This window comes from Megasphaera hominis (assembly GCF_014269395.1).
In the GTDB taxonomy this organism is placed as follows: domain Bacteria; phylum Bacillota; class Negativicutes; order Veillonellales; family Megasphaeraceae; genus Megasphaera; species Megasphaera hominis.
In genome coordinates this window covers 1-25650 of sequence record NZ_JACOGK010000034.1, presented here as the reverse complement: position 1 = coordinate 25650, position 25650 = coordinate 1, and the positions used below count along the sequence as shown (strand labels likewise).

Annotated in this window: 17 protein-coding genes and 5 tRNA genes; 21 read left to right on the top strand and 1 reads right to left on the bottom strand. The window is 49.8% G+C overall.

Translation table 11 applies throughout. The features are described from left to right. Positions 1–643 precede the first annotated feature (643 nt). The 3 genes from pyrF to H8J70_RS10380 are packed head-to-tail and all read left to right on the top strand — an operon-like array spanning position 644 to position 2904. Complete coding sequence (gene pyrF / locus H8J70_RS10390) at positions 644–1363, top strand: orotidine-5'-phosphate decarboxylase (protein ID WP_186504222.1); 720 nt, start codon at positions 644–646, stop codon at positions 1361–1363. Continuing rightward, the gene (gene pyrE, locus H8J70_RS10385) at positions 1363–1950 is read left to right on the top strand and encodes an orotate phosphoribosyltransferase (RefSeq protein ID WP_186504220.1); all 588 of its coding nucleotides are present in this window, start codon (positions 1363–1365) and stop codon (positions 1948–1950) included. The genes pyrF and pyrE overlap by 1 nt, the downstream gene beginning before the upstream one ends. A gap of 18 nt (positions 1951–1968) precedes the next feature. Next, the gene (locus H8J70_RS10380) at positions 1969–2904 is read left to right on the top strand and encodes a hypothetical protein (protein WP_186504218.1); all 936 of its coding nucleotides are present in this window, start codon (positions 1969–1971) and stop codon (positions 2902–2904) included. Between the two features lie 136 nt (positions 2905–3040). Here the strand turns inward: H8J70_RS10380 and H8J70_RS10375 are convergent, their stop codons facing one another. Then, positions 3041–3940, bottom strand: a complete 900-nt coding sequence (locus H8J70_RS10375) for a DMT family transporter (protein ID WP_186504216.1) — start codon at positions 3938–3940, stop codon at positions 3041–3043. Positions 3941–4099: 159 nt separating this feature from the next. Between H8J70_RS10375 and H8J70_RS10370 the strand changes: the two genes are divergently transcribed. The 18 genes from H8J70_RS10370 to sdaAA all read left to right on the top strand — a co-directional run bounded on the left by H8J70_RS10370 (position 4100) and on the right by sdaAA (position 25406). Further along, positions 4100–4375, top strand: coding sequence for a hypothetical protein (locus tag H8J70_RS10370; protein WP_186504214.1), 276 nt, complete (start codon positions 4100–4102; stop codon positions 4373–4375). A gap of 216 nt (positions 4376–4591) precedes the next feature. Continuing rightward, entirely contained in the window at positions 4592–5536 is a 945-nt protein-coding gene (locus H8J70_RS10365; protein ID WP_186504212.1) for an aspartate carbamoyltransferase catalytic subunit, read from the top strand. Next, entirely contained in the window at positions 5520–6809 is a 1290-nt protein-coding gene (locus tag H8J70_RS10360) for a dihydroorotase (protein ID WP_186504210.1), read from the top strand. Before H8J70_RS10365 ends, H8J70_RS10360 begins: the two co-directional genes overlap by 17 nt. Further along, positions 6806–7864: a carbamoyl phosphate synthase small subunit gene (locus tag H8J70_RS10355; RefSeq protein WP_186504208.1), complete on the top strand. Its 1059-nt coding sequence runs from the start codon at positions 6806–6808 to the stop codon at positions 7862–7864. Before H8J70_RS10360 ends, H8J70_RS10355 begins: the two co-directional genes overlap by 4 nt. Beyond that, positions 7865–11068, top strand: a complete 3204-nt coding sequence (gene carB, locus H8J70_RS10350; protein WP_186504204.1) for a carbamoyl-phosphate synthase large subunit — start codon at positions 7865–7867, stop codon at positions 11066–11068. Positions 11069–11319: 251 nt separating this feature from the next. After that, positions 11320–11395: transfer RNA gene (locus H8J70_RS10345), tRNA-Thr, on the top strand. Between the two features lie 4 nt (positions 11396–11399). Then, positions 11400–11485: transfer RNA gene (locus H8J70_RS10340), tRNA-Tyr, on the top strand. Between the two features lie 7 nt (positions 11486–11492). Beyond that, positions 11493–11568, top strand: a tRNA-Met gene (locus H8J70_RS10335). A 45-nt stretch (positions 11569–11613) separates the two neighbouring features. Next, positions 11614–11689: transfer RNA gene (locus H8J70_RS10330), tRNA-Thr, on the top strand. A 3-nt stretch (positions 11690–11692) separates the two neighbouring features. Continuing rightward, positions 11693–11769: transfer RNA gene (locus H8J70_RS10325), tRNA-Met, on the top strand. Positions 11770–11917: 148 nt separating this feature from the next. Next, the gene (tuf, locus tag H8J70_RS10320; RefSeq protein ID WP_186504202.1) at positions 11918–13105 is read left to right on the top strand and encodes an elongation factor Tu; all 1188 of its coding nucleotides are present in this window, start codon (positions 11918–11920) and stop codon (positions 13103–13105) included. A gap of 238 nt (positions 13106–13343) precedes the next feature. Continuing rightward, the gene (locus tag H8J70_RS10315; RefSeq protein ID WP_186504198.1) at positions 13344–14384 is read left to right on the top strand and encodes an ADP-ribosylglycohydrolase family protein; all 1041 of its coding nucleotides are present in this window, start codon (positions 13344–13346) and stop codon (positions 14382–14384) included. A 127-nt stretch (positions 14385–14511) separates the two neighbouring features. Beyond that, on the top strand, positions 14512–15267 hold the full coding sequence (locus H8J70_RS10310) for an IclR family transcriptional regulator (RefSeq protein ID WP_186504197.1): 756 nt from the start codon (positions 14512–14514) through the stop codon (positions 15265–15267). Between the two features lie 206 nt (positions 15268–15473). Then, on the top strand, positions 15474–16418 hold the full coding sequence (locus tag H8J70_RS10305; RefSeq protein ID WP_222433680.1) for a 4Fe-4S cluster-binding domain-containing protein: 945 nt from the start codon (positions 15474–15476) through the stop codon (positions 16416–16418). Positions 16419–16758: 340 nt separating this feature from the next. Continuing rightward, a complete protein-coding gene (locus tag H8J70_RS10300) occupies positions 16759–20172 on the top strand; it encodes a PD-(D/E)XK nuclease family protein (protein ID WP_186504196.1) in 3414 nt (1137 codons plus the stop codon). Continuing rightward, a complete protein-coding gene (gene addA, locus H8J70_RS10295; protein ID WP_186504194.1) occupies positions 20159–23836 on the top strand; it encodes a helicase-exonuclease AddAB subunit AddA in 3678 nt (1225 codons plus the stop codon). Before H8J70_RS10300 ends, addA begins: the two co-directional genes overlap by 14 nt. Before the next feature lie 13 nt (positions 23837–23849). Then, entirely contained in the window at positions 23850–24509 is a 660-nt protein-coding gene (gene sdaAB / locus H8J70_RS10290) for an L-serine ammonia-lyase, iron-sulfur-dependent subunit beta (protein ID WP_186504192.1), read from the top strand. A gap of 9 nt (positions 24510–24518) precedes the next feature. Next, the gene (gene sdaAA / locus H8J70_RS10285) at positions 24519–25406 is read left to right on the top strand and encodes an L-serine ammonia-lyase, iron-sulfur-dependent, subunit alpha (RefSeq protein WP_186504191.1); all 888 of its coding nucleotides are present in this window, start codon (positions 24519–24521) and stop codon (positions 25404–25406) included. The last annotated feature ends 244 nt before the right edge of the window (positions 25407–25650 follow it).

The window sequence follows — 25650 nt, the reverse complement described above, 5'->3', positions numbered from 1 at the left end:
GCGACCTATTTCTAATCGTTGTTCTTTCGTTAATTTCACGTGGCAACCTCCCATCTAACAATTGAGGGCATCGGATACTAATTAGAAAATCTTTTATCCAAGATTACTACATTTAGTATCCAATTTCTACCCCCCCTCCATGTCCAACTTTAGCATACCATGTGCATTGCGGTTCTAACGCGTATCCCCGATTATGATACGCGTTAGAAGGGGAAGTGACTTATCTGCGCGATGCGCAGATAGGTCGAAAGGGGTTCATTTGAAAAAGATTATAAGACAAGTGTGCCCGCACCAGCCAGAGTAATCGGTGCTCTTTTTGCGTAATCAGCGGCGATCCAGTGCTGCCCCCTAGGGGGCGCAATGCCCCTGTGTGGGCATTGCGGTTCCAGTGCGTATCCCCGATTATGATACGCACTGGAAGGGGACAGTGACTTATCTGCGCGATGCGCAGATAAGTCGAAAGGGGTTCATTTGAAACCAATCACACATTAAGTGTGATCACGCCAGTGACGACCTCGGTAAAATCCTAGACTAGATCCTTTCTTTTATTGACAGGCCATCTAAAGCATGTCATAATTTATTAGATATGCCTTTATACATTATCTTTATTCTATTACAGCCACGTCATGATGGGAGGTAAACCATGGCAGATGATCGTCTTATAACTGCCCTCGATGTACATACACTGGAGGATATGAAGCGGTTAGTGACCACCCTGGGCGACCGCGTATCTTTTTACAAGGTCGGCATGGAATTATTTTATAGTGCCGGTCCGGATACGGTACGCTATTTGAAGGACCAGGGTAAGCATGTATTTTTGGATCTCAAGGTTCATGATATTCCTAATACAGCAGCCCAGAGCATCCGGGCCTTGACACGTCTGGGTGCGGATTTGATGACTTTGCATGGTACAGGCGGTAAAGCTATGATGCGCGCTGCTGCTGATGCTGTAGCGGAAGAAGCTGCTAAACTTAATATTGCCCGGCCGAAGCTCTTAGCTGTTACGATTCTGACTAGTATGGATGAAGCAGCCTGGCAGGAAATTGGCGGTAAGGATACAGTAGCCAATGCTGTCCTCAATCTGGCCCGCCTGGCTAAGGAAGCCGGTATCGATGGTACTGTGTCTTCGCCTCATGAAGCCAAAGAAATCCGTGCGTTGAATGGTCCGGATTTTCTCATTGTCACACCGGGTATCCGCCCGTCCTTTGCAGCGGCAAACGACCAGAAACGTATTACGACGCCGGCTCAGGCTTTGCGCGACGGTGCATCCCATTTGGTTATTGGTCGTCCTATTACGCAGGCTGCGGATCCTGTAGTGGCAGCTGATAAAATTTTAGAAGAAATTCAGGAGGTACATGCATAATGTTATCTGAAGAAGAAGTAAAAGGTTTGCTCGTAGAAACAAAAGCTATTCTGGAAGGTCATTTTCTTTTGACCTCCGGTTTGCACAGCCCGCTTTATGTAGAAAAGTTCAATGTGTTGCAGCACCCGGAATACACGGAAAAGCTTTGCAAAGAGTTGGCAGCCCGCTTTAAAGATCAAAACGTCCAGACCGTCATGGGTCCTATGACAGGCGGTATTCTTTTAGCTCATGAAGTAGGCAAGGCCCTGGGCACGCGTGCTATCTTTACAGAACGTGAAAAAGGCGTCATGACCTTGCGCCGCGGTTTCCGCATAGCTCCGGGCGAACGGGTTCTCATCGTAGAAGATATTGTTACGACGGGCGGTTCTGTACAGGAAGTCGTCGATGTCGTGAAAAAGGCCGGCGGCGTAGTTGTCGGTGTGGGTCTCCTCGTAGACCGCAGCGGTGGTAAGGCAGAATTTGGCGTTCCCAAAGAAAACGTTCAGGCTCTGCTCCATCTTACCGTTCCTACGTATAAACCGGAAGATTGCCCTCTTTGCAAAGAAGGCGTGCCGATGACGGAACGTGGCAGCCATCATTTGAAGTAAGCAGGGAAGGGGAATGTAATGGATATTTTATGGGCGATCTTGCCTTTCTTTAATGCCGGTTTAGTGGCTTCCATTTTTTCCCGCTTTACGGGAATGAATATGAGTATGTGTACGCTGCTGACACTGCTCTATATGGGCGCTACGCCGGTAGAATCAGTAGTAGCCATGCTGCTCTTCAACGCATTTACGTATTTCACGATCTATTCACAGCAGCACCTGATGAAGCCTAAGGATTTTTACTTCTTCCCAGGCGTCAAGCTCGCTATTCCTATTTTGCTGATGATTGCCTTTACGGCACTGAATCCGTTCTTTGGCATCGTCTTTTTTGTCGCTGTTTTCCTGATGGAAATTTTTGCGAAGGTATATTTGGGAATGGATAAAAAGGTGCGTCCCTCACGGAACACGCTGTTACAAATGTGTGCCATTGCAGCCGTTGCTGTCAGCATCGGTGTAGCTCTGGTACAGTTTATGCCGAAGGAATACTATTACATCTTTGCCGGGATCGTCATTCTCCTTTATGCGTATTGGATGTGGCAGTGCCGCAATAGAAACCAATACACAGGTATTTGGGATAAAATCCTGTATGGCTCTTCCTTTGTAACGGGCCTTACGGGGATTGATGCATCAGACTGGCTCGGTGCAATGGAACGAAATACGCCGTCTATGCTGTCCCGCTGCTATCCCATTGTCATCAATGCAGCCATGCTGGTAGCACTCGTCGTATCGTATGGTATATATCAGTATTTTTCCTTAGGTGCCTTATTTACATCAATCGGCGCCGCCATCGGTATCCGCCTCTTTGGCCTGCATGAATTCAGCCGCCGCAGCCCCTTCTCGTATGTGACACTGGGCATTACGGTTCTTACAGTCTTGATTTTCATGCTGATCCAGCCTGTACCTACGGGTTTCCCGGAACTGCCCTTAGGCGTTGGCGATGATCTCTTTTCCTGGTAACATCGACTTTCTACCGGAAATTAAAAATACTCTTGTCCGCGTAATAGCGTTGACAAGAGTATTTTTTTACGTAGCTGAAGGATCTATACGTTTTACTGGTTTGTATGTATGCTGTGCGGTGTAGCCAAGGCACCGCTCAGCCAATCTGACGGCCTTGCAGCGTTACAATAAATACAGTAATCAGTACACAGGCAAAACCTATGAGTTCGAGCGGATAAAAGACAGTCCCTAAGAAAAGAGAACCGGCAATGGCCGATGTAACCGGTTCCAGTGTGCCTAATAGCGTTGCTTTAACCGGACCGATGTCTCCGACACCGCGGAGAAAGAGGATATACGTCATAACCGTGCCGATCAGGATGACAGCGGCGAATAAGGTCCAGCCTGTAAAATCCAGGTTGACCGGTATATTCCAGGGCTGCAGCAAGAGGCAGAAGATCAGGCCGCCTACCAGCATACCCAGAGCGTTGACGGTAATACTGCCCCAGTGCCAGACTAAATCCTGGGCAATAAAAGAATAACAGACGTTGGCTAAGGCTGCCAAAAGTCCCCAGCTAAGCGCCTTAGGGGATAAGATCATAGCCGAGAGATTGCCGTTGGTTACTATGAGAAAAACTCCGGCCAGGGCCAGGAGAATCGATATGGTTTCGGCCCGTGTAGGGACACGCCAGCTGCGCAGGCAAACGAAGAGGGCCATCATGACCACCGATAAGGTTTGTAAGACTGCCGCTGTAGCGGCATTGGCATGCTCAATCGTAGCGTAAAAGGCTGTCTGGCTCATGAGCAGGCCAAAGACTGCATAACAAAAAAGAAGAAGCGCATTGCGTCGGCTTTTCATCATTTCAATCATTTTTTTGTAGTACGGTGTGGCTAGAAGCATGAGCAACAGTCCGGCTGTAAGCAGGCGTACGCTGGAAATCCAAAAGGAATCGACCTGATAGTGGTGCAGCAGGTATTGGCCTGCTGTACCGGAAAGTCCCCATAAGACAGCGCCACCGCTGGCACAGAGATAGCCGCGTAAATAGTGATGTTCTCGCATAATACTTGCTCCTCCTGTAAACTGGCTTTATTGTACCATGTTTTAGGTACACGGGCCAGGGAAGCGGCGTTGACGGCATGTGATATAATAAAGAAAGTCAGCAGGAAGCGCTGGATAGCCATACAGGAAATATGAGAATAAGGGGTGCAGGAGATAGAAATGAAAAAGAATACGTATCTTATGGATAGCGAAATATTGCAAATGAGTGCCGGCACGTTAATCTTGGCCATGCGCGATTATCTGAAGGCCAAAAGAGAAGGTAATACGAAAGATATGACGGACCATTTGGAGCTGGCTGAAGCGTGTATACAAGCTATTGGCAAGGATGCCGATTATATTGCCAAGGCGATCATCGATTCGGGAGAACTGCTGGAAGCGGGATTAGAGGAAGTAGAAGAAGAATGCAAGATTAATGTCCCAAAACAGTATAATTAAACAATATGTTTTTTAAAAAATTCTTGACTTTACGTGCACATCTATATAAAATAGTAAAGAAGAACCAGTAAGCAGTCCCGTGAGGCTGTTCTGTTTCGGAAATATGCCTGTACCTTTAATATAGTCCAGAGAGGCTAAAAAGGGACATATGTTACGTATGCCATGACATGACCTTTGCCTTTCGGCAAAGGTCTTTTTTTACAAAGGAGGATTTCCATGGTCAGTATACAGGGGAAGAACCTGTTAGGCTTGCAAGGGGTACCAAAAGAAGAAATCGAATTGGTCCTGCGTGTTGCCAAAAAAATGAAAGAAGTTGTAAACAGCGACAATAAGAAACTGCATTTACTGCAAGGAAAATCCATTGTCAACATGTTTTGGGAACCAAGTACGCGTACGCGCGGCTCCTTTGAAATGGCAGCTAAATACCTGGGTGCCGACGTCATTAACTTTACGCCGAGCGGCAGTTCTATTCAAAAGGGAGAAAGCTTCCGCGATACGCTCCTTACCGTTACGGCCATGGGCGTCGATGCCATCGTTATGCGCCATAAGCAGGAAGGCTCGCCCCTTTTTGCCAGCAAATGCGTATCTCCGGTCATTATTAACGGTGGTGACGGCACGCATGAACATCCGACACAGGCCCTCTTGGATTTGTTCACCATCCAGGAAGTAAAAGGCCATATCGATGGCTTAAAGGTCGTTATCGTCGGTGATATTGATCACGGCCGTGTAGCCCGTTCCAATATTTATGGCCTGAAGACCATGGGTGCTGATGTCCATCTCGTCGGCCCGCGGACACTTCTGCAGCCGGAACTGGCAGCTATGGGGGTTACCGTCCACTATGATTTGGATGAAGCACTGGAAGGTGCTGACGTAGTCAATGTCCTGCGTATTCAGCGTGAACGCCAGGGCGTAGGCTTCTTCCCCGGTCCGGGTGAATATAATACGTTCTTTGGCGTCAACCAGAAACGGTTGCAGCACGCTAAGAAGGATGTGCTCATTATGCATCCCGGCCCTATGAACCGGGGAATTGAAATCGATACGGATACATGCTATTGGACCCAGTCGTCCATTCAGGAACAAGTAAAAAATGGCGTGTCTGTCCGTATGGCTGTATTGTATCTTACGATTATGGGAGGCGATGACGTTGACATTACTCGTTAAAGGCGGCAGAGTAGTAAATCCGGCACTGCAGCAGGATGAAATTTGCGATATTTTGATTACTGATGGAAAAATTGTGGCTGTCGGGAAAAATCTGACGGCAGAAGGCGCAACCGTATTTGATGCAGCAGGTCTCGTCGTTGCACCGGGCTTTATCGATATGCATGTCCATTTGCGTCAGCCTGGCCAGTCGGCTAAGGAAACGGTAGTCACAGGGACGCGCGCAGCCGCTGCCGGTGGCATTACGCGCGTGGCTACCATGCCGAATACGAACCCGGTTATCGATAAAGCGATTATCGTCGAAGGAATGAAATATAAGGCTGAACACGAAGGTGTCGTCAAAGTAGAAGTTATTGGTGCTATTTCAAAAGGCCTGGAAGGCAAAGAATTATCGGCCATGGGCGGCATGGCAAAAGCCGGCGTCGTCGCTTTTTCCGATGACGGTCACTATGTAGAAAGCAGCGATTTCATGCGTAAAGCCATGGAATATGCCAATATGTTCCATAAAATCATTATTGATCACTGCGAAGACGAATCTCTCGTTGCCGGCGGGCAGATGAATGAAGGCGTCGTCTCTGCTGAGCTGGGCCTCAAGGGCCGTCCGGCAGCAGCCGAAGATATTGCCGTAGCCCGGGATATCATCTTATCGGAGCTGACGGATACACCAATTCACATTGCTCATATCAGCACGAAGGGCGCAGTAGAAATGGTCCGCCAGGCGAAAGCCAAGGGCCTCAAAGTGTCGGCTGAAGCGACACCGCAGCATTTGATCCTCACCGATGAAGCCCTGCGCTCGTATGAACCGCGCTTTAAGGTCAACCCGCCGCTTCGTTCAGAAGACCATCGCGCAGCCGTCCTGGCCGGTGTTGTTGATGGTACCATCGATGCCATTGCAACGGACCATGCACCGCATACGTGGGACGAAAAGGATCAGGAATTCAGCCTTACGCCGAGCGGTTTTGTCGGCCTGGAAACCAGCGTCGGCGCCATCTTGACGCATCTCTATCATACCGGTGCGGCCGACCTGGCTACGATTGTCCGGGCTATGTCTACGTCGCCGGCCCGTCTCTTAGGCCTCGACGCCGGTGTAATCGCCCCAGGCAAGGATGCGGATCTTACGATTCTCGACCTCGATAAAGAATGGGCCGTAGATTCTTCTCAGTTTTACTCTAAGGGAAAATCGTCGGCCTTTGATGAAATGCTTTTCCGCGGCAAAGCAGCGGCGACTATTGTAAATGGTGAAATTGTAATGAAGGACGGTGTAGTCTTACGATGAGAGGATGTCTCGTTTTAGAGAATGGACAGAAATTTTACGGCCAGTTGCTGATGGATGAACCGGCAGTCGGCGAAGTCGTTTTTAATACAGGTATGACAGGCTATGAGGAAACCTTTACGGATCCGTCCTATGCCGGACAGATCATAACCATGACCTATCCTCTTATTGGTAACTATGGCACGCTGAAAGACATTCAGCAGGCAGACCGTCCCTATGCGGCTGGTTTTATTTTGAGCGAGCTTTGTGACCGTCCCAGCAACTGGCAGAATGAAGGCACACTGGCCTCCTTTATTATGACGCACCGTATTCCCTGCCTCTATGGTGTCGATACGCGTGCTATTACACGGGCTATCCGCAGCCATGGGGTTATGAAAGGCGTCATCGTGCCGGAACACATGGCAGACGCCGATGTGCAGTCCCTGCTGGCTACGCCGCTGGAAACGCTTTTGGTTAAGCAGGTAACGCCGAAATCTGTCCGGAAAATGGGCGATGGCCGTTTCCACGTAGCCGTTATGGATTTTGGTGCCAAAGCTAATATCCTCAAGAGCCTCGTAAAGAATGACTGCCGCCTGACTGTATTCCCGGCCTATACAAAGGCAGAAGAGGTCCTGGCTGTCAATCCGGACGGCATTTTCTTGTCTAACGGTCCTGGCGACCCGCAGGACCTGCCGGAAGTGATTGCCGAAGTAAAAAAACTCATTGGTAAAAAGCCTATTTTTGGGATCTGCCTGGGCCATCAGCTCCTGGGCCTTTCCGTAGGCGCCAAGAGCCGCAAACTGGCCTTTGGTCATCGCGGTGCCAACCATCCGGTCAAAGATGTCAAGACCGGCCGGGTCTACATTACATCGCAGAACCACGGCTACGTCATTGACGAAGCGACGCTGCCCTCTGATGCCATTGTGACGCATGTCAACCTGCACGACAATACACTTGAAGGCTTTGCCTATCCGAAATACAATTTCTTTTGTGTCCAATACCATCCGGAAGCATCGCCGGGACCAACAGACAATCTGTATCTCTTTGAACAATTTGTCAGCATGATGGAGGGGAAATAAATGACTGAAGGAATAAAAAAAGTACTTGTTATTGGTTCCGGCCCGATCATCATCGGCCAGGCTGCTGAATTTGACTACGCAGGCACACAGGCTTGCCGGGCTTTGAAGGAAGAAGGCCTGGAAGTTGTCCTGATCAACAGCAATCCGGCTACGATCATGACCGATGAAGATATTGCTGACCGTGTCTACGTTGAACCTATTTCCCTGGATTACGTAACAGAGGTTATTGAAAAAGAACGGCCCGATGGCCTCTTAGCCACACTGGGTGGCCAGGTCGGCCTGAATATGGCTGTAGAGCTGGCAAAAGCCGGTGTTTTGGAAAAATACAACGTCCAGTTATTGGGGACACATCTGTCGGCCATTCAGGAAGCAGAAGACAGGGAACTCTTTAAAAAGGCTATGAATGATATTAATCAGCCTGTTCCCGAAAGCGATATCTTTGAAGACGTCCAGTCCGCCATGGATTTTGCTGACAAAATCGGCTATCCGATCATCGTCCGTCCGGCTTATACCTTAGGCGGTACCGGCGGTGGTATTGCTCACGACGATGACGAACTGTTTATGATTGCTACGCGCGGTATTAAACTCAGCCCGATCAATCAGATCCTCGTCGAACGGTCCGTTGCCGGCTGGAAAGAAATCGAATATGAAGTAATGCGCGATAAGGCTGATAACTGCATTATCGTCTGCAACATGGAAAATATCGACCCTGTAGGTATTCATACGGGCGACTCCATTGTCGTAGCGCCGAGCCAGACTCTGAACGATTTGCAATACCAAATGCTGCGTACGGCATCGTTGGCGATTATCCGCCGCTTAAAGATTGAAGGCGGCTGCAACGTCCAGTATGCTCTCGATCCGAACAGCAACCAGTACTACGTCATCGAAGTCAATCCCCGTGTCAGCCGTTCGTCCGCCCTGGCTTCTAAGGCGACAGGCTATCCTATCGCAAAGGTAGCTGCCAAAGTAGCCACAGGCCTGACGCTGGACCAGATTACCAATGCCGTTACAGGCAAAACAACGGCCTGCTTTGAACCGACGCTCGATTACTGCGTCGTGAAGTTCCCGCGCTGGCCTTTTGAAAAATTTGCCCTGGCTGACCGTACCTTAGGTACACAGATGAAGGCGACTGGTGAAGTCATGTCGTTGGACCGCTGCTTTGAAGGGGCCCTGCTAAAGGCCGTCCGGTCTCTGGAAATTGGCGTCAACTACCTGAGCCTGAAGAAGCTCGAATCGAAATCCCTCATTGAAATTGCAGAGCTCCTGCAGAAACAGGATGATGAACGGATTTTCGTCGTTACCCAGGCCCTGCGCCTCGGCATTAGTGCTGAAAAAATTCATTACATTACAGGCTACGACATGTGGTTTTTGAAGAAGATCAAGAACATCGTCGACCTGGAAGAAAACCTGCGCCGTAACAACCTGACAGCAGAAAACGTTCAATTGGCTAAACGCTACAGCATGCCTGATGCGGTCATTGCCGGTTTTACGAATAAGACGGAAGAACAGGTTCGTCAGTTCCGGGAACGCCTGAATATCCGCCCGACCTTCAAGATGGTTGATACCTGTGCTGCTGAATTTGAAGCGGCTACACCGTATTATTACTCGTGCTATGCTACGGAAGACGAAGTGAAACCCTTGGGCAGCAAGAGTGTCATCGTTCTCGGCTCAGGCCCAATCCGTATCGGCCAGGGCATCGAATTTGACTATTGCTCCGTTCACTCGGCCTGGGCCCTGCGTCATGCCGGCATGAACAGCATCATCGTCAATAATAACCCGGAAACGGTCAGCACGGACTTTGATACGTCGGACAGCCTCTATTTTGAACCGCTGACAGTAGAAGATGTCATGGCCGTTGTAGAGAAAGAAAAGCCCGTTGGCGTTATCTGCCAGTTTGGCGGCCAGACTGCCATCAATTTGGCGGCTCCCTTAGCGAAACGGGGCGTTACGGTCCTGGGCACATCTGTCGACGGCATGGACCGGGCAGAAGACCGGGAACGCTTTGATGAACTCCTGTCTAAATTGAATATTCCCCGTCCCGATGGCCGTATCGCCACGAGCGATAAAGAAGCCATGTCTGTTTCTAAGGAATTGGAATTCCCGCTCATCGTTCGTCCTTCGTATGTTCTCGGCGGCCGGGCCATGGAAATCGTCTATACGGAAAAAGAATTGGAACGGTACCTGCGTGAAGCCGTTATTGCTTCGCCGGATCATCCGATCCTGATCGATGAATACATGGTAGGCCGTGAGGTAGAAGTCGATGCTATTTCTGATGGCAAAGACGTATTCATTCCCGGGATTATGGAACAGGTAGAACGGGCTGGCGTACACTCAGGTGACTCCATTGCCGTCTATCCGCCGCAGCACCTGGACGATGCACTGATCGACCAGATTGTCGATTACACGACGCGCATCACACTGGAACTGCAGGTCAAAGGCGCCGTCAATATCCAGTTCGTCGTTTCACGCGGTAAACTGTACATCATTGAAGTAAACCCCCGTTCGAGCCGTACCGTACCGTTCCTGAGCAAGGTAACGCACGTACCGATGGTCGAACTGGCTACACGTATTGCCTTAGGCGAAACCCTGGCCGGTATGGGCTATCCGAATGGTCTCATGCCGCCGAAACCGCATGTAGCTGCTAAAGCACCGGTATTCTCCTTTAGCAAGATCGGCTTAGCCGAAATTGCCCTGGGACCGGAAATGAAGTCGACCGGTGAAGTCATGGGGATTGGCAAGACCTATTCGGAAGCACTCTATAAAGCCGTTAATGGCGCTAAGATGAAGATTCCTGCCGGTGGTACGATCCTTGTTACGGTGGCAGACCGTGATAAGGAAGAAGCACTGCAATTGGCACGGGGCTTCCAGGAATTGGGCTATCATGTCATCGCCACAGCAGGTACAGGCAAATATTTTGCCGAACAGGGCTTCCCTGTGGATGTCGTCAAGAAGATCCATGAAGGCGGCCAAAATATTGCTACGCTCATCCGTAACGGTAAAATCGACCTCGTCGTCAACACGCTGACCTTCGGTAAGCATCCGGAACGGGACGGCTTTAATCTGCGCCGTATGGCCGTAGAATTGGCCGTACCCTGCCTGACCTCTCTCGATACAGCACGGGAAGTATTGCGCGTCTTTGCCAATAAGGGCAAAGGCCAGGGGTATCATCACGTAGCAGCCCTGCAGGATTACGATCAGGACTAACCTTATATAACATCAGTAATGCTGCCGGTGTTACAGAGCAGCAGCCGAGGAGTCTGGAGTACAACTAGTGTATTTCAGGCTCCTCAATTTTTTTAAAAAAAGGTCTTGCATTTTCGGATAAGCCATGCTATACTTACCAAGTCGTCAGAACTGAAATAACTAATCCTTAAGAGATGAGTTGAAAAAAGTTTTGAGAAGATATTGACAGAAAGTAAGTTATGATGTATAATAAACTACGTTCTGTTGAACGAGCCGACGTAGCTCAACTGGTAGAGCAACTGACTTGTAATCAGTAGGTTGTAGGTTCAAGTCCTATCGTCGGCTCCAACATGGTGGGATTCCCGAGTGGCTAAAGGGAGCAGACTGTAAATCTGCCGGCGTTCGCCTTCGATGGTTCGAATCCATCTCCCACCACCATTAATGTCGCGGGGTGGAGCAGTTGGTAGCTCGTCGGGCTCATAACCCGAAGGTCATAGGTTCAAGTCCTATCCCCGCTACCAAATTTTTTATAGAAGCGTTGAACGGTCATAGCTTTAATAGTTTATGCTGTTGTAGCTCAGTCGGTAGAGCGTATCCTTGGTAAGGATAAGGTCACCGGTTCAATCCCGGTCAATAGCTCCACATGGCGGCTTAGCTCAGTTGGCTAGAGCATGCGGTTCATACCCGCAGTGTCCAGAGTTCGAATCTCCGAGCCGCCACCACACCAAAATAACCCCGATTTCGGGGTTATTTGCATATCCAGTTGTAAATTCCTTGAAAATTATAGGTTTTTGCAGGATTTTGTGAGAAAATGTAGTATACTTACTATGGGTTAGCTTATTTTTTCCTAAAAAGGAGGAAAACTGTATTATGGCAAAAGAACATTACGAAAGAACTAAACCGCATGTTAACATTGGCACCATCGGTCACGTTGACCATGGCAAAACGACTCTGACGGCTGCAATCACGAAAGTACTCTCCGAAAAAGGCTATGCTAAATTCGAAGACTATGCTGATATCGATAAAGCACCGGAAGAACGTGAACGTGGTATTACGATCAACACGGCACACGTTGAATATGAAACAGACAAACGCCACTATGCACACGTTGACTGCCCGGGGCATGCTGACTATGTAAAGAACATGATCACCGGCGCTGCTCAGATGGACGGTGCTATCCTCGTAGTATCCGCTGCTGACGGCCCGATGCCGCAGACACGTGAACACATCCTGCTTGCCCGCCAGGTAGGTGTACCGGCTATCGTTGTATACCTGAACAAGGCTGACCAGGTTGACGATCCGGAACTGATCGAACTCGTAGAAATGGAAGTTCGTGACCTCCTGAGCTCCTATGATTATCCGGGCGACGAAGTACCTATCATCGTAGGTTCTGCCCTGAAAGCCCTCGAAGGCGACGAAAAAGCTAAACAGTCCATCCTCGACCTCATGGATGCTGTTGATAACTACATCCCGACACCGGATCGTCCGACGGACAAACCGTTCCTGATGCCAGTCGAAGACGTATTCACGATCACAGGCCGTGGTACTGTTGCTACAGGCCGTGTTGAACGTGGTACGGTTAAAGTAGGCGACGCAGTAGAAATCGTTGGCTTGGCTGACGAACCGAAGAACACCGTCGTAACGGGCGTAGAAATGTTCCGTAAACTGCTTGACCTCGCTGAAGCTGGCGACAACATCGGTGCGCTGCTCCGTGGTGTTGACCGTAAAGAAATCGAACGTGGCCAGGTACTTGCAAAACCGGGCACGATTCATCCGCACACGAAATTCAAAGCTCAGGTATATGTCCTGACAAAAGATGAAGGCGGCCGTCATACACCGTTCTTCAACGGCTATCGTCCGCAGTTCTACTTCCGTACAACCGACGTAACTGGTGTAATCCAGCTGCCGGAAGGCACAGAAATGTGCATGCCTGGCGATAACGTCAAAATGGACGTTGAACTGATCACACCGATCGCTATCGAAGCAGGTCTCCGTTTCGCTATCCGCGAAGGCGGCCGTACAGTTGGCGCCGGCGTTGTATCCGAAATCGAAGGCTAAAATCCTTATGTAATACACGTCATCCCCTTTGCAGTCTGATAACTGCAAAGGGGATTTTTTGTTTTACAATCATGCAGACCAAAGGAAATGACCTGCCGGGTTATTGCAAATTTACTAATATTTTTGTTATAATAAGAGTGTAACTTTATATAATATAATAATATATACAAAAAGTAAATGCTTTTTATAATTAATTTATAACTAAAGCGTACGAAATGGATTACATGGAGGTGTAAAAATGGATATGAGTGACCGCTTCCTGGGCTGCATGCTCGGTGGGGCTACAGGCGATGCCTTAGGCTATATTATCGAATTTGATGATTTATATACGATACATAAAAAGTTTGGCTCCTATGGCCTGCGGACTGTTCTCAAGCTCGAGTCGAATGATCGCAAAGGCATTATCTCTGATGATACGCAGATGTCTATTTTTACAGCTGACGGTCTCTTGTGGGCTGCGCATGATGACCTGGAACCACGGGAGGGTTTATATCGTTCATATATGCGCTGGTATTATACGCAGACCAAAGAATTGGTCAGTCCCGATCAGGCCGAATGGATGAAACAGCAGGACCATGAAAGGGTCTGGAATTATAATGTCATGGAAGAACCGGATCTCTATGCCCGGCGCATTCAGGGCAAAACCTGCCTCAAGGCTTTGGCAGAAAATGATTGCCCGGAACGTAAGTATGCCAATAATAATAGTAAAGGCTGTGGTTCTATCATGCGCGCTGCACCGGTAGGCTTATATTATGCAGGCGATCCGGAAAAGGCCTTTCTTGTAGGCTGCCAGGCCGGCAGCCTGACCCATGGTAACCCGTCAGGATACCTCTCGGCCGGTATGCTTAGCGCATCCGTTGCTCTCCTTAGCGAAGGCAAGCCTCTGGCCGAAACGATACCGGCAGTACTGCGGATTCTGCAAAAGCATAAGTATTATGAAGATGTAAAAAGTGCTGTTGTCCGGGCTGTTGATGAAGCCGTGACTGACCGGGAACCATGGCGGGCTATGAAACGGATCGGTCAGGGCTGGGTAGCTGAAGAGGCATATGCATTGGCTCTCTACTGCCTCTTAAAGACAGAAAAGCTGAAGGATGCCGTCATCATGGCTTGCAATCAGGATGGGGATAGTGATTCCTGTGGCGCCGTATGCGGGAATATGGCCGGGACCATGTATGGAGCTCAAGCTGTGCCACACAGCTGGCTGCAAAAACTGGAATGCAGTGATTTGCTAACCCGCCTGGCAGATAATCTGCTGCAGGCAAATTTACAGCGTAATTGAAGCAGCTTCCCTTAGACATGTCTCTTGACAGGCGTTTGGTTTTCTATATAATGAATAAATAGATAAATAGAATAATCGCTGTGTGCAATAACTATTACGAACATCGCAACAGATGTGGAGGAATACTATGATAGAATCGATAGACCGGGCACTATGCATATTACATTTATTTATTCAATATGAAACGCCTCTGAGCGTAACGGAAATCAGTAAAAAGCTGAATCTCCATAAAAGTACGGTCAGCCGTACCTTAGACACACTGGAACAGCATGACTTTGTCCGTAAAAGTGAAGAAAACGGCAAGTACTGGCTGGGTCTGGAACTCTATTCTCTGGGCATGTTATTTAAGGAAAAACAATCGATTCAAAAGATTGCCTATCCGTATGCCAAGGCATTGGCTTTAAAATGTGACGAAGGCGTTCACATGACAGCACTGACACGGATTGATGGCCCGTATCCGCAGCATGTCATTTTGGAAAAAATAAAATCGAGTCACTCCGTTGATGTAGCCCCGCCTGTAGGTGCCGTGCGGCCCAGTTATTGTGCGGCTTCAGGCAAATGTCTCATGGCCTATTCGGAAGACTATGTAAAAAAGTATATAGGCTGTGATTTGAAGCGTATGACTGAATATACGATTACCGACTGGGACGACCTCTTGGAAGAATTAAAGAAGATACGCAGTCAGGGCTATGCAGTGGAACGGGAAGAAGTGGAAAATGGCATGACGTGTATAGCAGCACCTATTTTTTTCCAGGGAAAGATTGTGGCAGCCATTAGCGTATCCGGATCTATTTCCCGTATTACAGAAGAAACGATGCCTTCCCTTATCCGGGAAGTGCAGAAAACGGCCCAAGAGATTTCCCAGGCATTGACGAGTATGTAAAATTGTATACTGCTTAGAAGCGCTGACTTCTATAAGTCGGATCCGTCCACTTGACGACCTAGTCTTTTATGATAAAATGGTTATGGACGCTTATGCTTTTTGTATATCCTGTTGCCCCGTACAGAAGTATCTATCTTTTTGTTCGGGGTAACACTATTATAGGATGCAATATATCAGAATAACTAGAATATGAGGCGAATAACTATATGATCCAAACGCAGGTGAGCAATGCTGCAACCACTATGAACACAGAAAAACATCCATACAAAACGCGGGAAGGCGGAGCTACCGTTACTATCTTTGTACCGTATAATTGCCGTAATCATTGCCCTTTTTGTATCAATAAGGCAGAGTACGCCCATCCGGAAGGTTTTTCAGTAGAAAAGATTTGTGCCAGTATTAAACGGATGAATGAGATTACACCGTATTGTGATTTCGTCTTTACCGGCGGAGAACCTTTTGCTAATTTGGAAGCCTTACAGGTCATGCTGGATGAAATTCCGGCGACGCACAAGGTATATATCAATACGACACTGCCTGTCTTTGAATTTCAGAGTGAAGACGATATTGTCAAATTTACAGAACGGAACAAGGATAAGATTACGTGCATCAATGTGTCCCGCCATATGCAGCACTATGTAGTGGAATCAAATGATGATTTATTAGGGCGCTTGGCTGTACCGTTCCGTATTAATTGCGTATTGTATAAAGACTATCCGGCGCGGGAACTCGTCCCATATCTTGACCGGTTCTATAAGATTCCCGGCGCGTCTGTACAATTCCGCTTTGACTATACGGCGACGACGCCGGATAACCTGTATGAGGAAAAAGGTGATAAGATTCTTCATGATTTGAAGAAAATCGCAACCTATACGGGGCTGGATGGCTGCCGTATGCGCTGTGGTTTCCACTTTGACTATAAGGGCATGGAATTGACCTATCACAAAACCTTGCCGTACAGCACGATCGTGGAAACGGATCCGGTAACCGGTGTAACGTATAATATCTTATATGATATCCTGATTAAACAAACGGGTGCTATCCATTCTGACTGGGATGGCACTGTCATGGATGTAGATGCCTATGCGAATGTGACCTATGAACCCTATGATTTAAAATGGCTTCAGCGGTACCGGCCACAGAACGGCTGACAGGCTGGCAACGATCCTGAGAGAAAATTGGGGGTAATGACGGGGAACGCTTCTGTCATTACCCTATTTTTTTGTCTTTTTTCTAGCGGACGTTGTCCGTGCGCAGAGAATTTGATTTGTTGCTTAACCATTAGTACATGGTTTATACACCTTCCCCTTTGGATTTCTATCGCTTATATGTTTTGTTATATATCATATTAATTTATTTCATGATTGTTATTTTATTCAAAAAGGGCATTCATCCCTCTCCTATAGAGGATAGCAGTCTTCTGCCTAGGTATGATAAAATAGGTTTACGTGAATGGATAGGTCCAATTTTTTATAGAAAGAAGGAACGGCTATGGCGGTTACGGTCCTCTTCGGCAAGGCCGGCAGTGGCAAAACAGAATACTGCTTTTCGCAAATTAAAGCCTGGGCAGACCAAGGAAACCAGGCGATTCTCTTAGTGCCTGATCAGGCAACCTATAGTGTAGAACGGCGTTTTGCCGCGTCTACGCCAGGCCGGGGCTTTATGGGAACCCAAATTTTTGGCTTTTCCCGCCTGGCCTTTCAAGTGTTTCAGGAACGTGGCAAAGAACACGAATCTTTATCTGAGCTATCGCGGCACCTCATCTTGCAGCGGCTGCTGCGGCAATACGGGGAAGAATTGACTGTCCTTAGGACAGCGGCACAACAGCCCAATTTTGTGACAACTATGGGCCAGTTTCTAATGGAATGCCGCTCTTTCTGTATTACGCCGGAAGATTTGAAGCAGGCTGCAGAAACCTTGGATAGTCTCACTTTATCACATAAGCTGACGGATATTTCTATCTTGTATGAAAAATATCTGGCCTTTTTGTCAGACCATTTTGGCAGTGTTGATGATACGCTGACCTTGCTGGCAAAGGAATTGCCGGATTACTCGTTTTTGCAAGGCGCCCGCGTCTGGGTAGATGGTTTCCAATGGTTTACACCGGAGCAGCTCACAGTTCTCGAGGTGATCGAACAGCATGCCGTATCCCTGACGATTACTCTGGCCATGGATGCCAAACATTTACAACGCCAGTCACTGGATACGGCGCTCTTTCATCGTCCCTGGGATGTGTACCGGACGCTGCGCAAGGTTTTTCCCCAATTGGAAACAGAAACGCTGCCTGATCCGGAGGTTACAGGCGTAAGGCGCTTTACAGATGGCTTTTTTGAGCCTGTACTGGCTGTACAGGATGTACCTGTAGAGGAAGTTATCGTTTCGGAATGTCTGGACAGAAATACAGAAATCGATGCCATTGCCCGGCGTATTTCGCGCCTGGTCCGGCATGGGTACCGCTATCGTGATTTTCTCGTTCTGACTCGTGCCAGCGGTCTCTATGATACGATTGCAGAACGTATTTTTCCGGCCTATGGTATTCCCTGTTTTACAGACTATCGGCGGCCTATGCTGTCCCATCCGGCTGTAGCCGTCGTGTCTTCGCTCTTGGCTCTCCTGCGCTCTAACTGGTCCCATGAATCTGTATTCCGCCTGCTCAAAACGGATCTGTTTCCCCTGTCCCGGCATGAAGTAGATATTCTGGAAAATTATTGCCTGGCTAACGGTATTACAGGCCGTCATTGGCTGCGCGATGCTGCGTGGACCTACTACTATCGCCCTTATTTTCAGCCCGGGGACCAGGCCGATAGCGAAACAGAAGAGGCGCTGGCAGAAATCAACGGCCTGCGCCAGCGTGTACGCGATCTGGTAATTCCCTATTGGCAGGCGGCACAGAAGGCAAAAACCCTGCGTGATTGGTGTACCCTGTTGTATCAGTTTTTGCAGCACCTTGGCGTGCCGGACGTATTGCGCCAGTGGCGGCAGGACGATGACACTGCAGGACGGACGTTAGAGAGCAAAGAGCATGAACAGGTATGGAAAAAGCTCTTGGCGTTTCTCAATGAAATCGTCACCCTTTGCGGTGCTGACGAGACAAATGTAGACGAATTTTCCCAAATGGTAGAGGATGGACTGGGGACTATGACCTTCAGCGTCATTCCGCCGACACTCGACCACGTTATGGTAACGTCCATCGAACGTGGCTACACGATGCGCGGCCGTATTGTATTTGTCTGTGGCCTTAATGATGGTGTCTTCCCCCAGCATAGTGGTGACGAAGGACTGCTGAATGATACGGAACGAAAGGCTCTGAATAGTGCCGGTTTTACCTTGGGGCCGGGCAGCCGGTTCCGTTCTCTCCAGGAACGATTCCTCTTTTATCTGGCTGTCCACCGGGCCAGTGAACGCGTCTATTTGAGTTACGCCTTAGCCGATGAACAGGGGGATGCCCTGTCACCATCTTTGTGGATCCAGCAGCTCCTCGATAAGGGCTATGTTTCCGGAGTGCGGCGGGAAATGGATGAAATTACGTTGGCCACAGCACAGGATTATATTGTCTCCCTGCCGGAAGCCTTGAAATACCTGCCGGTCATGCTGCGTCCGGCTGTAGAGCAGGAACCGGTACATGATCTATGGTGGTCGCTCTATGACTGGGCTTTGGCACACGGCTATAGCCTGGCAGCCAAACAGGCCGTACAAGGTTTGTTCTATCATAATAAGGCCAGCGTATTGCCCCAGCCCATTGTACGCGGTCTCTATGCACCTAAAGGAAAAATTGTCGGTTCAGTCACCCGCTTTGAAAGTTACCGGCAATGCCCCTTTGCCTATTTTGCCCAATACGGCCTGAAGCTGGAAGAACGACGGCTGCAGCGCTTTACCGCTCCTGACCTGGGCGTGCTCGTTCACGAAGCACTGCGGCGTATGGGCGCCTGGCTCCTTCAGGATGGACGGCAGTGGCATGATTTGAAAAAAGAAGAGATAGCGCCCTTGTGTCTGCAGGTGGTAGAAGAATTATCACCGCATATCCAGAACGATATTCTCATGTCCAATGCCTACTTCGTACAAATTAAAGGCCGGCTCATTCAAGTGCTCATCCGGACAGTGACCCGTCTTTGTGAATTTAATGCTGTCTCCAATTTCCATATGGCCGCTGTAGAAAAAGGCTTTGGCCGCGGCGCCGAGGCTTGGCCGGCCTTGGAATTCAGCCTGCCTAATGGCATAGACGTCATCGTCACAGGACAAATTGACCGGGTAGATACGTTTTGCGAAGACGGCGTTACGTATGTCATCATTATCGATTATAAATCTGGCCATACGGTCCTCGATTTGGGGAAAATCTATACAGGTCTTGAGTTACAGCTCTTGACCTATATGGACGTGGCCTTGCGCAATACTCAGCCTCCGGCTTTGCCGGCAGCCATTTTGTACTGCTATGTACGCAGCAAAAAGCAAACGGCCAATTCCTTGCTGGATCAGACGGAAAAGGAAGACTTATATAATAAGGAACACCGGATGAAAGGCTTTTATCTGGATAATCCGGAGCTCATGGCCAGTCTGGACACGTCCATGGAAAAGGCGTCGTCCTTTGTCAATCTGAACGTCAAGAAAGACGGGACGCTGACGACCTCCTGGAATACGGTGTATCCTGCAGAATGGTGGCTTAGCGCCTTAAAGCTGGCAGAAAAACGTATTTTTCATATTGCCGGCCGCATGGCTGACGGTGAGATTTCCATTATGCCTCTATTGCTGAAGAATCAGAGCCGTTGTACCTACTGTGCGTATCATGCCGTCTGTGCCTTTGATCCGCATACGCATGACAATTGCTATGAACTCGTGGCGAATTTCAGTGCCGATGAGCTCATTGCACGCATTAAGCAGGAAGGAGATGAAAAACATGGCCTGGACTAAGGAACAACAGGCGGCCATTGATAGCCGCCAGCAAACCCTGCTCTTGTCGGCCGCAGCCGGTTCTGGCAAAACGGCCGTCTTAGTCGAACGGATTATTCGCCGCCTCCTCGATGCCAAACAGCCCATTGATATTACGGAAATGCTCGTCGTTACGTTTACCAAGGCGGCTGCTGCAGAAATGCGGGAACGTATTGCCGCAGCGCTGGCCAAAGAACTGGCCAGTGGTAATACGGTCATGGCAGAACGGCAGCTGGCGCTCATGCCTTCGGCTCACATTTCAACGCTCCATTCTTTCTGCCAGTTTGTCATCAAACGGTATTTCTATCGTATCAATATAGATCCCCGCTTTACCGTTGCCGGTCAGGAAGAGCTGATTCTGTTGCAGCATCGCGTATTGGAAGACCTCTTTTTACAATATTATGAAGACGAACAGAAGGCCCAGGTTTTGTATCCCCTGGCGGAAATGTTTGGTGACGAACATGGCGATGAAGCGCTCATGGAAGAAATCATCCGCTTATATACCTTTTCCCGCAGTTCGCCTTGGCCAGACTATTGGCTGGAACAGAGTGCGGCTAATTATGATCTGGGGCCTCAGACAACTATTGATGAGTTGCCGTGGTGTCAGCCGATTATGCGCTATGTCAAGGTACAGCTGGCGTCGTCCATCCGCCGCTTGCACGAGGCGATTGACAGCCTGGCTTTTTCGGTCCGCCTCGATACGGGCCGCGAACAGCTGGAAGCAGAGTGCCAGATGTTACAGAATGCGTACGATCAAGAAACCTGGCTGGGCCTGCGTCTGGCTATGAAGGCGATACAATTTACACGTATTGTATCCCTGCGCAAACTGGAGGCGCCGGAAAAGGACCGCTGGGATTACTGCAAGGATATTGTGCGCAAAGACGTAAAAAATCAAGTCAACACCTTGGTAGAAACCTTTTTTGCCGGTACCGATGAAGCGTGGCTTGCGAGTCTCCGGGCGTTACAGCCCTATGTCAAAGGGCTGGTGCAGGTAACCCGTGACTTTGCTGCTGCCTATGGGGCAGCCAAGAAAGAAAAGGGCTGGGTCGATTTCAACGATTTGGAACACTTGTGTCTTCAGATCCTGCGTGATCCTGCGTCGACGCCGGACCATGTTATTCCTTCGGCAGCGGCAGAAGAATTGCGCCAGACCTTTCAGGAAGTACTCATGGATGAATATCAGGATACCAATGGCGTACAGGAAATGATTGCCCAGCTTGTATCCAGGGAAAACAACCGCTTCATGGTCGGCGATATCAAGCAGAGCATTTACCGCTTCCGCTTAGCCGATCCGACCTTGTTTTTATCAAAATATCAGGCGTATAGCCGTGATCCGGCAGCGGTTCAGCGCTGTATCGATCTGGCGCGCAATTTCCGCAGCGACGAAACGGTCCTTGCGGCAGTAAACGAGCTCTTTGAAAATGTAATGACCGAAACCTCTGCCGGCATGACCTATGGAGAACGGGAAAAGCTCTATCCAGGCCGGCCGCCCTGTACGGATGAACGCTGGCTCGGCGGCACCGTAGAGGTACATCTGCTGGACCGGGACAGTACGGACTTTGCCGATGAGCTGCGCCGGGCGAACAGTGACGAAGCAGCGCTAAAAGAAAATGTAGAAATGACGAACCTTGAAAAGGAAGGCTGGCTCATTGCCCAGCGCCTGCGGGCCCTGTATGATTCAGGCCGCTGCGTCCAGCGCAAGGATGGTACGCTGGAACCTCTTTCGTGGCGCCACATGGTCATCCTTTTGCGTTCTGTAAAGGATAAAGCCCAGGTTCTTTCCCAAGTCCTGCAGGCTGCCGGCATTCCTGTGTATGCCGATGAAAACGGCGGCTATTTTGCGGCCATCGAGGTCCAGGTGATGTTGTCTCTCCTGCGCTGTATCGATAATCCTGAACAGGATCTGCCTATGGCAGCGGTGCTGCGCTCTCCCTTAGTCGGCCTGGATGAAACAGAATTGTCGGCCCTGCGTCTTTCGGGTACGGCCACGCTTTGGCAGAATTTGCCTGCCTATATAGACGGTCTGGCTGATTCCGAACGGGCAACGGAGCTGCAGGCGTTTTGCCAATCTCTGGAAACGTGGCGTACCTTCAGCCGCCGCAACAGCGTAGCCAAGCTGCTCTATCAGATCTATCAGGATACGGGCTATCTGCACTACGTCGGCGGTATGCCCGGCGGGGCTGTACGGGAAGCGAATTTAAAGGCACTGTACGAACGGGCCCGGCAGTATGAAGCTGCCGGTTATCGCGGCTTGTTCCGCTATCTGCAGCTCATTGACCAGATGCAGGACGATGAGATTGACCTGGCGCCGGCTAAGGTCTTGGGAGAAGGAGAAGATGTCGTCCGTATCTTGTCCATTCATAAGAGCAAGGGCCTCGAATTCCCAGTGGTCGTCATTGCCGATATGGGCAAGCAGTTTAATGAACGGGATTTGTCCCGGGATATTTTGCTGCATCAGACCTTGGGCATAGGCCTCAGGCAGTTTGACAGTGAGTGGCGTATTTCGACACCGACCTTCATTTGGAATGGTCTGAAAGCCCAGCTGGGCTGGGAAGGACGGGCGGAAGAACAGCGTATTTTATACGTTGCTATGACCCGGGCCAGGGACAAACTGATTATGGTAGGCAGTGTCAACCATTTGGACACGGCGTGGGAACATTGGCAGCAGCATTTGGACCCGGCCCAGGGACGCACGTATTTGGATTGGCTCATGCCCCTTTTTGCCGGCCAAGACGAATGGCAGGAAATGGATAAAAGCGTCCTCAACGGCTTAGATGGAACGTGGCGCCGCGGCCTTTGGCAGGTAACGCTGCATCGCAGTGTTACGCCACAGGCAGTGGCAGAAAGGGAGAGCGAAACGGATTCTCTCCTGGCTAGTGTGCAGGCTGGCAAGCCTACAGGTATTGCCTGGCCGGCCTGGTTCGATAAGACGCTGTCCTGGCAATATGACTACCCACAGGCTACGCACACGGCCGCCAAATATTCTGTATCGGAAATTAAAGAGCAGTATCAGCGCCGCCTCTTTGCAGAACTGGCAGAGGAAGAGAAACTGGCTGCGCCGGGAGCAGGCACGGAGCCGCAGGACGACGATGTATTCGCCGAACTGCCGCCGTGGCTGCAGGAGGAAGAAGACCAGGTTACCGGTGCCCGTCGTGGTACGGCCATGCATAAGGCCATGCAGCATTTGCAGCTGCAGCATGCACTGACGCTGGAGGACCTGCAGCAACAGGTACAGCAGTGGCAGGAACAGGGCTTCTTTACGGCCGAAGAGGCAAAGCTGTTGCGCTTGCCGGAATTGCTGTCGTTCAGCCAGTCCCCCCTGGGGCAGCGCATGGCTGCATCGCCCCAGGTACACCGGGAATATCCTTTTAGTGTACTCTTGCCGGCCCGGGGGCTTCTGGCTGACGCAGAGGCGGGGGAAGAAATACTGGTACAGGGCATTATTGACTGCCTCTTTAAAGAAGGCGATGCGTGGGTTCTCGTCGACTATAAAACAGATCACCTGGAGACAGAAGAAGCCTTTCGCCAGCGCTATGCCATCCAGCTGGATATTTACAAAGCAGCAACGGAGCAGATCAGTCGCTGCCCTGTGAAAGAAACCTATATTTACAGCTTGCACTTAGGCAAGAGTATTTCTTTGACCTGAAAGGAGAAAAAACGTGGGTGTATTTGATATTATCGGGCCCGTCATGATCGGACCTTCCAGTTCCCATACAGCCGGGGCTGCCAGAATTGGTCTGATGGCCCGGAAAATCTTGCATGATGAACCGGCAGCAGCGACGCTGACCGTATACGGCTCTTTTGCAAAAACGTATAAAGGGCACGGCACAGATAAAGCACTCGTAGCTGGCCTTCTGGGCTTTTCTGCCGACGATACGCGGCTGCGCAATTCCTTTGAGCTGGCAGCAAAAGCAGGGTTGCAAATTACACTGCAGCGTTCTGATGCGGAAGTGAACCATCCGAATACGGTGCGCATTGCCATGACGGGAAAACACGGGGCCCAGGCGGAAGTACTGGGTGTGTCTCTTGGCGGCGGCAAGATCGAAATTCGTGAGATCAATGGCTTTGATGTATCTCTTAGCGGCGAAGAACACACGCTGATTACACTGCACCATGATCAGCCCGGGATCATTGCCCAGGCGACGACCATTCTGGCTATTGGCCATATTAATGTGTCTAACATGAAGGTCTTCCGCAGTGGCAAACATGCAGATGCCGTGATGATTGTTTGCACAGATAGCCCCGTGCCGGAAGAAATCATCAATCTGATCCGCAATATTTCTGCGATCAAAAGTGTTGTTACCTTGTCGCCGTTATAGGAGGATGTCATGTACGAATACGAATATAAATCACTGGCCGAATTACAGGCGCAGGCGGAAAAACATAAGCTGACCCTGGCCGGTGTCATTGTCCATCATGAAATGGAAGCAGCTGAAGAAAGCGAAGCTGTCATACGGCAGCGCATGGCTTCCAGACTGGCTGTCTTTCGGGAATCCATCGATGCCGGTCTTTCCGATACGGGTACGTCCGTAAGTGGTCTCGTCGGTGGCGATGCCGATAAAATGGCCCACACAGAGGCCAAACTGCTGGGTTCTATGGCCCGTAAGGCAGAAGTATATGCCTTGGCTGTCAGTGAGGCTAATGCCAAAATGTTTAAAGTCGTCGCTTGCCCGACAGCCGGTTCCTGCGGTATTGTGCCAGCTGTACTGACGGCTGTAAGTGAAGCACTGGGAACGTCAGAAGACGCTAACGTAGACGCTTTATTTACGGCAGCCGGAATCGGTGAGGTCGTAGCCCGCAATGCCTGCGTGGCCGGGGCTGTAGGCGGCTGTCAGGCTGAATGTGGCACGGCAGCTGCTATGGCTGCAGCTGCAGCTACGCAGCTGGCTGGTGGTTCTAACGATGCCATCCTGCAAGCGATGGCCTTATGTATGAAAAATACGCTCGGCCTGGCTTGTGATCCTGTTGCCGGCCTGGTTGAAGTGCCTTGTGTCAAACGCAATGCCTGCCTGGCAGTTATGGCCCTGGCAGCAGCAGAAATGGCACTGGCCGGCGTGCGCAGTATGATTCCGCCCGATGAAGTCGTCGAAGCCATGGCGGAAATTGGCAGGATGATGCCGGTAGCGTTAAAGGAAACCTCTGATGGCGGTTTGGCACGGACGCCTTCCGGAATCGCGGCTGCCAAGCGCTTGGAGCAGGAAATGAGAAATGCGTAAATGAGACATAAAAAAGGGGCTGTGAAATAACACAGACCCAAATAACAAAGGAGGTCCACCGACTCTTTCGAGTCAGCGGACCTCCTTTTGTGGTAAAATTTACATAACCAATGAAAAATTCAACCACTAATTATTCTAAACCAAAACAGGCAATTTTGCCACTATATATTTCAGATTTTCTGGATATTTGCGATCCGGTGTTGGTTTTCAACAGATTCATGGAGGGAATCAACTTGGAGAAGTA